Here is an 11,800-nt window from a genome sequence, read left to right on the forward strand (position 1 = left end):
CATTTTGAACCATAAAGCACCTCATTCAAATATATTTTTGAATGTATTTTAACATTAAACTTTGTAGATGTCAACTTAAAATCCACCAATTAATAATTGCATGTCAATATTTGTATTGTGAAACTAGTTTCAGAAATATATAGTCTTAAAGTATGTCCACTGCCAATGGTTTTTTCAATATTTAAGAGGAGATTTATAATTGAACAAGTTTAATCGTAATCTAAAATGTTTAAAACCTAGTAATTCTAAGGAAGATTTGTACCACGAATTTCATAACTCTGATTGGTTTAAAAAATACATGTTACAAAATTATCACCGTGGTTCACTGAAGGAAGCTAGTAAAATTGATAAAGCAACTATTTATTGTGGTAATGCACTCGATGTATTACACGTATTAAAAAATGATTCTATTTCCGCAATTGTTACTTCTCCTCCTTATTATAATGCAAAAGAATATTCAAATTGGCCCAATATATATTACTTCCTATATGACATATATAATATAGCTCTTGAACTCTTCAGAACGTTAAAAGATGGAAGTTCAATGCTATTTAATATATTCGACTATTTTGATAACGAAAGAATTATTGCACAATCCGCAATGGGAAATAAAAGAATGATTCTTGGAGCTTATATGTTGGATATTTTTGAAAAAATTGGTTTTAGAATTGATGGAAATATCATTTGGGATAAAGGGGAAATCCAAGGAAACCGGAATTTTAATCAAGGAATTTTAGGCCCATATTATCAATCACCACTTAATTGTTGGGAACATATATTTATCCTTTCCAAAAAAAAACTTCTAATACTATAAAACTTCACTCGAATATAATACAACTACATCCAGTAGTCAAAATGGTAAAAGAAAAGAATATTTTGGGCCATACCGCTCCATATCCATCAAAAATCCCTAGTATGATTATTGAATATTTAAATAAAAACGATACTGTCTTAGATCCTTTCCTTGGCAGTGGAACTACTTGTGTTGTTGCTAATAGTTTTGGTGTGAATTCTATCGGTATTGAGTTAAACGAGAACTATTATACTTTATGTAAAAACATAATAAAAGAAAGCACCAATGAACAACTTAATTTATTTAATTTTTAGAGTAGTATACAAGCTATTCTATCTAAATTAGTATAATAGATCATTGCTCTAAATTTAGATATATCTTAGTAGTTCATTATAAAATTTAATATTAAAAAGAGCCTGGGACAAAATAGTTCTCAACCACAAAAAGCTAGAGATTTCCAATTGCGGAACTCTAGCTTTTTAATTTTGAGTCGTTCTCTTATTCTGAAAGTTATACACTAAACATTTTACAGTTTATTTATATCAATTACACGTTTATATATTTTCACCTTATGCTCAAACGATTCTTTGCCACCTTCAAGGTAGTTTACAATGTGTTTTTTTATTTTATCGTCACTTGGATATCCACTTTGTTCAACCCATCCATGTTCTCCATCCGATTCCATCAAAATAACTAAATCAGACATTGCATTTGTTACTATTGTTGCGTTGTGAGTGGCTATAATAATCTGACGTTTGTTTTTAACATCTCGTAATATCTGCACTAAATTATTGTATATATATCGTGAATCTAGATTATCTTCTGGTTGGTCTATAAGTAATGGTCGATTATCATTTGTGAATTCTGAATAGGCAAGAATAAAATCAAGCATGGCAACTACCTTCTGACCTAAACTTAAACGTGTTACCTCCTTAAAAATTATTTTCTTGTTTCCATCTGTCACTTTGGAGTTGATATTAAATTCAAGATATAAATTTTCACAATTATTATAAACATCCTCTAAATATAGCTGAATTAAATTAATATTAACTTTATTCCAGAGCTCAAAAATTTCATTCAATAACATATCGTCTGCTTCTTTTAGATATACATAATCATTCAACCTACTATTTTGGGCAAATTTTTTTATTGAATATTCACCCTTGAGGTTCCTATTATTCATTAAGTCTACAAAAGTCGCAAAACCACTTCTATCAAAAATCATTGAAAAATAATCGATGATTTCCCCACATGTTAAACGATATCCTTGAAACGAATTATCTAAATTTTTCCCCTCAGGGAAGAACCAAAAATAAAAATTTTCAGGTAATACAAATTTTTTTTGTTGACTATACAATATTTGTAGCTTCCCTGATTGATTATCATTGAATGGACTTATTAGTGATAATATTTTATTTTTTTGTTCTTCTAATCGCTTATCTTCATTCAGAATGAATTGGTCAATTTCGCCTGTTGAAGATATTTTACTAGAAACTTGATATTTTTTTATACTCTTTTTATCTTTAGCTATTACTTCATACAAATAATCACTTATTCTGTCATCACTAGCAATATTTACAAGTTGATTTACTGAATATCTATTATCAAACATTTGGTCTATTAAGCTTAATTTCTTTTGTCTGGAAACTTTACTAAGTTGAGCACTCTCTTGAACTTCATATATTGATAAATATTGTTCTCTAATTTTCTCCGTTAAACGACTTTCATAATACCAATAACTTGATGTAGCTTTTGTTTTAACGTCAAAAGTGTCATATATGTCTTCCTCATTCTTCTGAGTAGGTAAATTTAACTCAACCAAATATTCTTTCTTTGACATCTCATACAAAATATATACCCTTGAGTGTTGAGAGAGAAATTCAAATTTTTGTTTCGTATCTGCTTTTTGAGACAATACAAATTGAATCAAATCTAAAATCGTACTTTTTCCAGTTCCTCTTCCTCCAATTAAACAATTTAGGGATTCCGAAAATTTAATAACAAATTCTGAATTATTCTTTAGCAGGTACGAGTTACTGAGAGTTGGTACATATATTCCACGTATAGCTTTCGCCTTGCTGATTTCTGGATTCATTAGTTCAATGGATACATCATATTCTGATAAAGCTTCTCGGAGCTGTTCATAGTTTCTTTTACTAAATTTTATCCACATCGGATTAATTGAATGTTCCTCGACACAATGTGAATCATTGTCAAGAATAAATGATGGTACATTCTTTTTTAAATATTTCGTAAGATAGCTATTGATATCATCTATTTTGGCAATATTTGATACGCCTATGAATCGAGCGTAAGCCTTAGAAAAAAGTTTTTTCTTGTAAGCATTTGAAAAATGCCCCTCTTTAAATACATCTGAACTATTCATATGAGCTATGTAGGCAAAACAATCTTTATAGATAAATTTCTCCAATACTTCCAAACTCGCCTTAAAAGATCCTTCCTTGATACTCATTAGATTAAAGTTAAGCCATTTTTGAATGAAACTAGCTTTACTGTTAGGAAAAGCTACCAGCACATGCACCTTATCTGCACAAGAAATTTCCACTCCGTTTATTACTTCAATATATTCTTTACATTTATTCTGAAATAAATCAGATACTAATTTAATAGCTGTCTTTAATTTTTCTATACCTGATATAGTATTATGATCCGAGACTACAACAACCGATATATTTTCATTGTAAAGACTTTGAGCAATAGTTAAAAAGGCAACTTGTTCTTTTTCGCTACTGAATCCATTCATAAAATAGTTTTCATATAAAACCTTTTCCCCTTTATCTATTTGAAGAAAGTCTTTTGGAAATATTTTTTGATTTCTAATCTCTTTAATATAGTCATCAATAGTTAAATTATTCCAATCATTCTCTGGCAAGTCTTTCCATTTTTTAAATAATCTATAATCATGAGATTCTGGAGTATGTACATGAAACAATGTCTTACGGTAACTACCAAATTTATTTTTTTCGCCACGAATTGTCTTATGTGCTCGTTCTGCTTCTAAGTTAATTTTTTTGCTCATCTATTTCCCTCCTTTAGCAGTTCTCAATATATCAATGACTTATCTAGAATATTTTTTTCTATTATTGCCTATTAACAAATTCAATATCATAGTTCACTTACAAGTCAGCAGATTCATAACACCTTGTGCATCTCTAAAAAGATGCATGTAGACATCATGATTCTCTTGTTCCCTTAACAATTCCCTTGTAATTTCTTTAAAACTTTCTGAATCAAAATAGTGAGCTGGTATAGGAGGTAAACTTCGCTCAAAATACTCTCTATTTTCTTTTTCAAAAGAATAAACATCTATGCTATTTTCTTCAGACATCAACTCTAAACTTATCATTGTAAACTATCTCCTATCATTCTCTAAACTCAAATTCACTCATGTTCACACAAAGTGACATTTACAGCATTTAAAGAGATATCTTAATTTTTTCATATCATATCTACATTATAACATACTTATGAAGAAAAATAATATCCATCAAGGACCTCATAAATTCCAACATCTTGCTAAACAAGCAGGTTTTTCTCTTGAGGCCATTTCAGAAGCACTTACTCATAGTGACATCCAAATAACGAAGACTTATGTCAATACTTCTGAAAAAGTAAATCAAACAGCAGGAGAAATAGCCTTTAGAAGTCTCAAAAAGCAATAGGGTGAACTTGGGGTGAATTTTTGGGTGAACTTTAGTTTTTTGAACAAAAAAAGACATCCAAGAGAAAATTCTTGAATATCTGTAAACGTTGATAGTATCGTATTGATTAACGTTTTGAGAATTGTGATGCTTTACGAGCTTTCTTAAGACCTGGCTGGAAAAACTATGATTTGAATAACCTTCAGTAAATGCTTAAAATCAATGTTTTCCCACTTTTTCAGAAAACAGAATTTCATCTAATTTGAATAAATTTCAGTTGAATGGTGTGAATTTCACTCTAAAAATACACGAATTGAGCTAGATTTTACCAAAAAGTTCACACCATTGACTAACATCTTTTTCTATGCTAATATTATAATAAAAGGAGGTACTCATATGACTGATTACAATATTCTAAAATATAAAATAACTCAATTGAGTTCTACTGATACTTTCTCGATTAAGAATGATATAGATACAGCCCTAAAAACTGGAAGTATCTCAAAACAGGAGTACAATGAATTACTAGATATTTTAAGACAAACGAAAGAACGGATTAGATTAAAACAAGCGAAAGAACCTCTAAATCCCTTAACAATCGATGATTTTGCTGGCCTAGATTCGTCTGATAACTTGTCTTTATGAAGTTTGGTGTATAGCATTTCGAATATTTTCCTACCGACGTAAACAATACTTTCAAATGTACCAAATGATAAACCATTAAAGAGTGCTTATTTTTGAAGGAGGTATTATCTACTTGACTATGTGAAATAATATGATAGAATAAAGTTGTAAACAATTATATTGACATTGCATAACTCAATGTAAATCACTCAATGTAAATCACTTAATGTAAATCACTTAATGTAAATCACTTAATGTAAATCACTCAATGTAAATCACTTAATGTAAAGAAGCAATGCAAATCTTTTTTGTGTTGCTTTTTTGCTTGTTGATATGATACTACTGCCGACGTAGAACAGTCAGCTAGAAAGAATTGGGGTAGTCTAAATGATTACAGATTTAAAGCGAACCCTTCGCGAATTGCGTTTTAATAGATTAACTAACTATAGTGAGACAAGCTATCAAAAGGTTAACAACGATTGGAATTTTGAACATGTATCAGAAGAATTAAGAGCTAGATGGTATAGTCAAGATATTTTATCGTTTAATACATTATCAATTCATCACAACTCAGACATTGAATTTATGTCAGAAAATGAACTTATTCAACGAATTGAAAATGAACGTTTTCTTATTACTAGTTTGGAAAATATCTTCTTAAACCTTAAAAACAAATAGAAAGCAGGTGCCACTCATGGCAATACCAAATTGGACTAGAACTCTTAGTGAAGTTCTAAATCACGAAACACAATCAAGAACTTTAGTCAGTGAAAAAAATGGCAATGAGTATACAACTGATGTTATTCCTACTCTGAATGTTTTATCTATCGGTTCTATTGAGAAAGTCGATAATAAATTCAAGTATTCGATTGTAGATATAAAGAATGATCTTCAATACTCTATCAAAGCACCTAATAAACTCGATGTAGAATTCGGCACTATTCTTCAATTTAAAAATGTACGTGGTGGAGCAACACCTAATGGTGTCGGATGGTATAGTGCTGAATCCGTAGCAGTGGTTCAACGAAATGTTTAGGAGGAAATATCGAAGAATCAAACCAACCTCTAATTGTAAATTGCAAGGCTATCAACTCTCTCAGATAGCCCTTGCGATTACATTTGGATTAATAAGTTTGATAGTCTTTATAGGACAAACAATAACTGTTTTATCTCCATACCTTAGAAAATTATTATTATGTTCTATCGTTATATTCGTTGCAACTTTCCTCATATTATTGTACACGTGGTTTCAGCGTGAACATGTCTCATTAATTGAAATCCCTCCCATGTCTAAAGAATCTCAAAAACTAGCACAACGATTAAAACGATTATTCAATGATAAACAAATTACAGATGTGTTAAAACTATCTAATGCAACAAGATATGGAAATGAGATGCCTGAAATTCATGTTTGGGTTAACAATAGATTAGATGAAGGCTATATCGCTATTGAAAACATTGCAAACTGGGAACGTGCTGACCGAGAGAAGTTTGAACAACGTATTTCTGGAATCTTAACAGGTAAATATCAAAGATTTGCTGTCGTTAATTCAGAACTTACAACCGGAGATAGTTTCATTCTCTTTTACTTCGAAGATACACTCACATCTCAAAGGTTACATGTAAAAGGGCAAGTTGATTCATTACAAGAATTTGTTAGCAAGGATTGTCATGCAATACAACTATCAAAGAATCTGATTTGGCATTCTGATATTACTCCTCATTTATCAATTGTCGCTCGCACTCGTGCAGGGAAATCAGTTCTGGCTGGACGTTATTTAGCAAGATTAATGTTACTTCAAGGCTGGATAGTTGAATACAATTCCGCAAAATATGACCGATACGTTAGAGAATTCAATGGAGAATCAGACCCTACTAAAATAGTCGAACGGGCTGAATATTGGTGCTCCATAATGGATGAACGACTGGCTAAAATCAATGGGGCAGATAAAGACAAGTATCTAGAAATGGAAGATATGCCTGATATCGCTCTATTTTTCGACGAACTGGGAAATCTAAATGCTTCTCTTGAATCTTTTGATAAAGCTGATAAAAGTCTAAAAATTACTTCACGTTGGATTGCTGCTATTAACCGACTCTCGGCTACTGGTGGATCTGCTGGTATTCACATCATTGCAATTAGTCAATTTGCTACTAAAGAAGGTTTCCTTCCCTCATTAGCTCGCGTCAACTGCTCGGATGCAGTAATTATGCTTGGAGGCGCCGCTGACTCTGCTGATGAACGAAAATACTTGATGAGTGGTTTTGCTGATATGCCTAAACGCTCTTACGATAGAGGTCAAGGACTCGCTAGGTTTATCGGGTCGGGAAAAAAATGGGAAGTCCCGCACTATTTTGAAACACCATTGTTTAACGATAATTAAAAATCATCTGATTTAACTGACTAGAAATATCTGTCAGTTAAATTAAATGATTCATGACGAAGCCGACGAGTCACGAGGTCGGTCATCTCGAAGAGATGAAGTAAAATTAACTCTAACTATTTCAACGCCTGCACGGCACTGGGCTTGTCAAGTGCCGTGCATATTCAAAATCCTAGAAATATCAAGGACTTGAGCGATTTATAAAAACTCAATCTCTTGATTTATCTAGGGAATAGTTAGAGGAATAATTAAAACAAGGAGTTCTTAATAATGAACAAAAATAAAAAAGAAGCAAATCTAACTGCTATTATGCTGGTCCAACAACTGGAAAATGAACACTGGAAAAATTGGCAAGATAAAACTGCTTTAAAGCAGGCTAGAGATGAAAGTAATATCCGCCCGCTACTTGAGACAGTCACTGATAAGCTGAATAAAGCTGATATTACTGTTAAAGAGGCTTACGGAATTAAACATGATAAAGACGAGATAAACGTTTGGAATCAGAAATTGATGAAAAATGTAATCGAAAAGAAAGCTGAACATATCCATTTTCTCTTTAAGTTTGAAAAAGGAGCTTCACTAAACAGAATAGCTCTAGCTGTTGGTGTTGAACCCCAATATCTTGAAAAGCTAAAATCGGGTCGCTATGGCTATGATAATTGCCTTGCCTATCTAGTCCATGCCAAAGACGAAACCAAGTATCAATATCAGCCAGAGGAGGTTGCAACAGTCTTAGGAGAGGATTACAAAAGTATCTATCATCGTAATATGGCAACATGGGTAAAAGGACGAGCCACAAAAAAAGCAAAAGAAACTTCTCTAAGCGTTGACTGGTTGATTGAAAAAATATTAGTTGGAGAAGTTACTAAAAGGAATATCATGCTCACAAATGAATACTATGCTATTTATGGACAACATAAAAGGAAAATAAACGAAGCATTAGATACAGCAGGAGAACGCAAAAGTTATCAGACAATAGATGATCTTGAATCAGGAGAATTTAAAAAGACCATTCTTTTTATAAAAGCTGAAAGCGGAGTAGGAAAAACACTGTACAGTAAAAAACTGATAACATTAGTACAGAACATTGCTCTTAGATTCGGCAAACGTTGGGATTACTGCATAACAGCTTCCACTAACGCATTTGACGAATATAACGGTCAAGAAATTTTATTTCTAGACGATATAAGAGGAGATAGTTTAAACGTGTCAGATTGGTTAAAATTATTAGACCCATATACGATTAGTCCTGTTTCAGCACGTTACCACAACAAAATGGGGGCAGCAAAGCTCATCATTATCACTAGTACTAAGGAGCCACTCAGTCTTTTTAAACAGTCAAAAGGAAACACTGGAGAAGACCTTGGACAATTTGTAAGGCGAATTGATTATCTAGTAGAAATAACCGATACATTCCGTTTAGCAGTCCCAATAAAAAATCTACCTACTTCTGAAACAATTCAACATTCTTGGCACGAATCACCTCATCACTCTTTCATCTTTTCAAAATTTAGCTGTAATTCAATCAATGAAGCAACTAACAAAATTGTAAAAAGAGTGATTCAAAACATGCAATGGAACAAAAAGAAAAAGGTTATCAATGCTAGCGACCAAACCAACAATGATAACCCAGGCACTAAACAAAAATAGCACACAACTACCTTTGTTGTTGCTATTATCTCAAATATCAATAAAATATACAAGAGGTAAGCAATATGCAAGTTATTCTACCAGATGAACAGATTCATCAAATTCAGCTTTTGATTGCTGACTTACTCAAGCACGAAATCGAGAATCGGTTGAACAATAGCACGCTTAGAAGTCCATTTTTGAACAAACAGCAAACTTGCGACTATCTAGGAATTTCCAATAATACACTTGATAGTTGGATTCGGAAAGGTTTACCTATCATTCGTATTGGAAAAACCGTTCGATTCGATAAAACCGAAATCAATCGCTGGCTACAAAATCAGTAGCATTTCTACCGTGGTTTGTTATAATGAAATCACGGTATTTTTCTAGCTCAATTAAAAAGGAGAATACTATGACAATTACAAAAACCAAAAATGGAACCTATCGCTTACGAATCTATATTCCTGAAGAAGTTAAATCTTCACTAGGTATTGATAAGAAAGTGATTGAAAAACGATTCAAAACAAGGAGTGAAGCAAAAAAATACGAACTAGAACTTCAAAACAAGATTGACAAAATTCTTAGTGGAGAATCAGCCTTACTAGAAAATAATGGTGCTATACTCTTTTCCGACTTTTATAAAAACGTTTGGTGGGAATCCTACAAAGCCGGACAAACCACCTCTACGACTAAACCACCTTCTCAAGCTACTGTAAATGGTACAGAAATCACCTTTAGAAAACATATCTTACCTATGCTTGGCAACTACTCTATTGAGTTTCTCAATCAAAATAAACAAGTTGTTTTAAATCTATTAACTCAAAAAGCTGAGGAATATGCAAATTTCAAGGTTATTAGAAGCTACGTTAACTCTATCTTTGACTGGGCAGAAGAATTAGAGTATATCGAAACTAATCGCCTATCAAAAACGATAAGCCGTATCAAAGCCACTAAGAAAATAAAGCTACAGGAATCTAAAAAAGATGAAGATTTATATCTATCTCAAGAAGAACTTCAAGCATGGTTTACAGCTTTTGAAAAGGATTTAGAGACTGGAAAAATTCTATTCAAAGACTATGTTTTGTTTTATACTACATTTTTCTTAGCAGATAGAAAATCAGAGAGCTATGCTCTACAATGGAAACATATCAAAACAAGTAAACATGAAATTCAGTTAGTACAAGCTTTAGATAAATACAAAAATCCAAAATCTACCAAAGGGAATAAAAAGACAACTTTCAGAATCCCTATTGAATTGACTGACTTACTTAAAGAATGGAAAAAACAGCAAAAAGATGAACTAGCAAAATTTGGAATTATACAATCCAATGAACAGTATGTCTTTACCTATATCGATATGAAAGGAAATGTTAACAGCCCACTACACTCTGATTACCTTAATAATAAGATGAAATCCGTCCAACGCCGTCATCCAGAACTTAAGCATGCTACTCCGCATAAATTACGACATACAGGGGCAACACTAGCAAAACAGGCTGGAACACCTATAGAAGCTATTTCTGAAGCACTCACTCATAGTGATACGATTACAACTAAGACTTATGTCAACACTTCAAATGTAATCCCAATGGCTGTTGGAGAAATTGCCTTTCGTAATCTTAAAAAATAATGGTGTGAATTTGGTGTGAAAAGTGGTGTGAATTTTGCTAAAAATCATCAAAAAAACACCCCATAGTGTGAACCATGAAGTGTTTCGAAACGTTGATATAATCGTATTGATTAACGTTTTGAGAATTGTGATGCTTTACGAGCTTTCTTAAGACCTGGCTTCTTACGCTCAACTTTACGTGAGTCACGTGTAAGAAGTCCTGCGCGTTTCAATGAGTCGCGGAAGTCTGGGTCTACTTGAAGAAGGGCACGAGCGATACCGTGACGGATAGCTCCTGATTGACCAGCGTATCCACCACCTACAACGTTAACGAAAACGTCGTATGAACCTACAGTTGAAGTAACTGCGAATGGTTGGTTGATAACAAGACGAAGGTCAGCGTGTGGGATGTACTCTTCAACATCTTTTTTGTTAACAGTGATTTTACCAGTTCCTGGAACAAGGCGAACGCGTGCAACAGCGTTTTTACGACGTCCAGTACCTGCATATTGTGCTTGTGACATACTTTATTGTTCCTTTCCTTAGATAAGTCCTGAAATATCAAGAACTTCTGGTTGTTGTGCAGCGTGAGTGTGCTCAGCTCCAACGAATACTTTCAATTTCATACCTTGAGCGCGGCCAAGAGTATTGTGTGGAAGCATACCTTTAACTGATTTTTCGATCAAACGTACTGCATTTTTAGAACGAAGTTCACCAGCAGAGATTTGTTTCAATCCACCTGGGTGGTTTGAGTGAGTGTAGTAGATCTTATCAGTTGCTTTTTTACCAGTCAATTTAACTTTTTCAGCATTGATAACGATTACGAAGTCACCTGTATCAGTGTGTGGTGTGAATGTTGGTTTGTTTTTTCCGCGAAGTACGCTAGCAACAACTGCTGAAAGGCGTCCAAGAGGTACATCAGTTGCGTCAACAACGTACCATTTGCGTTCTACTTGGCCTGGTTTAGCCATGAATGTAGTTTTGTTCATGATTTCTCCTATATGAATATCGTTTTTGTTTACAGGGCGGATGTTCCGGTCCGCGGGGTATTTGAAAGGTTCCGGGGCCTTACAAATGGGGTAAACAATACCGTCTA

The 11,800-nt window shown here is 33.1% G+C and carries 13 protein-coding genes and 1 pseudogene; 10 read left to right on the forward strand and 4 right to left on the reverse strand.

Annotated features, from left to right (window positions below; genetic code table 11):
* Nucleotides 1-199 precede the first annotated feature (199 nt).
* Both M1F65_RS10035 and M1F65_RS10040 read left to right on the forward strand, forming a co-directional pair.
* Nucleotides 200-814, forward strand: a complete 615-nt coding sequence (locus M1F65_RS10035; protein ID WP_125441562.1) for a DNA methyltransferase — start codon at nt 200-202, stop codon at nt 812-814.
* A 41-nt stretch (nt 815-855) separates the two neighbouring features.
* A complete protein-coding gene (locus M1F65_RS10040) occupies nt 856-1,107 on the forward strand; it encodes a DNA methyltransferase (RefSeq protein ID WP_049478373.1) in 252 nt (83 codons plus the stop codon).
* A 212-nt stretch (nt 1,108-1,319) separates the two neighbouring features.
* On the opposite strand, the gene M1F65_RS08080 is transcribed toward M1F65_RS10040, so the two are convergent.
* Both M1F65_RS08080 and M1F65_RS08085 read right to left on the reverse strand, forming a co-directional pair.
* A complete protein-coding gene (locus M1F65_RS08080; protein ID WP_247925772.1) occupies nt 1,320-3,833 on the reverse strand; it encodes a Spaf_1101 family AAA-like ATPase in 2,514 nt (837 codons plus the stop codon).
* A 114-nt stretch (nt 3,834-3,947) separates the two neighbouring features.
* Nucleotides 3,948-4,160 (reverse strand): annotated as a pseudogene (locus tag M1F65_RS08085) (GNAT family N-acetyltransferase); the annotation flags it as partial.
* Between the two features lie 121 nt (nt 4,161-4,281).
* On the opposite strand from M1F65_RS08085, the gene M1F65_RS08090 reads away from it, so the two are divergent.
* The 8 genes from M1F65_RS08090 (at nt 4,282) to M1F65_RS08125 (ending at nt 10,725) form a co-directional block, all read left to right on the forward strand.
* On the forward strand, nt 4,282-4,476 hold the full coding sequence (locus M1F65_RS08090) for an integrase (RefSeq protein ID WP_042768947.1): 195 nt from the start codon (nt 4,282-4,284) through the stop codon (nt 4,474-4,476).
* Nucleotides 4,477-4,851: 375 nt separating this feature from the next.
* On the forward strand, nt 4,852-5,100 hold the full coding sequence (locus M1F65_RS08095; RefSeq protein WP_042903167.1) for a hypothetical protein: 249 nt from the start codon (nt 4,852-4,854) through the stop codon (nt 5,098-5,100).
* A 366-nt stretch (nt 5,101-5,466) separates the two neighbouring features.
* Entirely contained in the window at nt 5,467-5,757 is a 291-nt protein-coding gene (locus M1F65_RS08100) for a hypothetical protein (protein WP_247925773.1), read from the forward strand.
* 16 nt (nt 5,758-5,773) lie between these two features.
* Nucleotides 5,774-6,115 (forward strand): hypothetical protein, encoded by a 342-nt coding sequence (locus tag M1F65_RS08105; RefSeq protein WP_042903165.1) that lies wholly within the window; start codon nt 5,774-5,776, stop codon nt 6,113-6,115.
* 250 nt (nt 6,116-6,365) lie between these two features.
* On the forward strand, nt 6,366-7,463 hold the full coding sequence (locus M1F65_RS08110; protein WP_235227762.1) for a P-loop NTPase family protein: 1,098 nt from the start codon (nt 6,366-6,368) through the stop codon (nt 7,461-7,463).
* Nucleotides 7,464-7,733: 270 nt separating this feature from the next.
* The gene (locus M1F65_RS08115) at nt 7,734-9,113 is read left to right on the forward strand and encodes a Rep family protein (RefSeq protein WP_042903163.1); all 1,380 of its coding nucleotides are present in this window, start codon (nt 7,734-7,736) and stop codon (nt 9,111-9,113) included.
* Between the two features lie 65 nt (nt 9,114-9,178).
* Complete coding sequence (locus M1F65_RS08120) at nt 9,179-9,439, forward strand: helix-turn-helix domain-containing protein (RefSeq protein ID WP_042903162.1); 261 nt, start codon at nt 9,179-9,181, stop codon at nt 9,437-9,439.
* 68 nt (nt 9,440-9,507) lie between these two features.
* Nucleotides 9,508-10,725: a tyrosine-type recombinase/integrase gene (locus tag M1F65_RS08125; protein WP_042903161.1), complete on the forward strand. Its 1,218-nt coding sequence runs from the start codon at nt 9,508-9,510 to the stop codon at nt 10,723-10,725.
* Between the two features lie 110 nt (nt 10,726-10,835).
* Here the strand turns inward: M1F65_RS08125 and rpsI are convergent, their stop codons facing one another.
* Nucleotides 10,836-11,228, reverse strand: coding sequence for a 30S ribosomal protein S9 (gene rpsI, locus M1F65_RS08130; protein ID WP_000075973.1), 393 nt, complete (start codon nt 11,226-11,228; stop codon nt 10,836-10,838).
* Nucleotides 11,229-11,246: 18 nt separating this feature from the next.
* The gene (gene rplM / locus M1F65_RS08135; RefSeq protein ID WP_001044624.1) at nt 11,247-11,693 is read right to left on the reverse strand and encodes a 50S ribosomal protein L13; all 447 of its coding nucleotides are present in this window, start codon (nt 11,691-11,693) and stop codon (nt 11,247-11,249) included.
* Nucleotides 11,694-11,800: the final 107 nt, after the last annotated feature.

The sequence above is a fragment of the Streptococcus oralis genome (assembly GCF_023109195.1).
Classification (GTDB): Bacteria; Bacillota; Bacilli; order Lactobacillales; family Streptococcaceae; genus Streptococcus; species Streptococcus oralis_BV.

Excerpts from the sequence above, each read along its gene's own strand:
- M1F65_RS10040 (WP_049478373.1), top strand. The coding sequence starts at position 856 with ATGGTAAAAGAAAAGAATATTTTGGGCCATACCGCTCCATATCCATCA.
- M1F65_RS08080 (WP_247925772.1), bottom strand. The coding sequence starts at position 3,833 with ATGAGCAAAAAAATTAACTTAGAAGCAGAACGAGCACATAAGACAATT.
- M1F65_RS08090 (WP_042768947.1), top strand. The coding sequence starts at position 4,282 with ATGAAGAAAAATAATATCCATCAAGGACCTCATAAATTCCAACATCTT.
- M1F65_RS08095 (WP_042903167.1), top strand. The coding sequence starts at position 4,852 with ATGACTGATTACAATATTCTAAAATATAAAATAACTCAATTGAGTTCT.
- M1F65_RS08100 (WP_247925773.1), top strand. The coding sequence starts at position 5,467 with ATGATTACAGATTTAAAGCGAACCCTTCGCGAATTGCGTTTTAATAGA.
- M1F65_RS08105 (WP_042903165.1), top strand. The coding sequence starts at position 5,774 with ATGGCAATACCAAATTGGACTAGAACTCTTAGTGAAGTTCTAAATCAC.
- M1F65_RS08110 (WP_235227762.1), top strand. The coding sequence starts at position 6,366 with ATGTCTAAAGAATCTCAAAAACTAGCACAACGATTAAAACGATTATTC.
- M1F65_RS08115 (WP_042903163.1), top strand. The coding sequence starts at position 7,734 with ATGAACAAAAATAAAAAAGAAGCAAATCTAACTGCTATTATGCTGGTC.
- M1F65_RS08120 (WP_042903162.1), top strand. The coding sequence starts at position 9,179 with ATGCAAGTTATTCTACCAGATGAACAGATTCATCAAATTCAGCTTTTG.
- M1F65_RS08125 (WP_042903161.1), top strand. The coding sequence starts at position 9,508 with ATGACAATTACAAAAACCAAAAATGGAACCTATCGCTTACGAATCTAT.
- rpsI (WP_000075973.1), bottom strand. The coding sequence starts at position 11,228 with ATGTCACAAGCACAATATGCAGGTACTGGACGTCGTAAAAACGCTGTT.
- rplM (WP_001044624.1), bottom strand. The coding sequence starts at position 11,693 with ATGAACAAAACTACATTCATGGCTAAACCAGGCCAAGTAGAACGCAAA.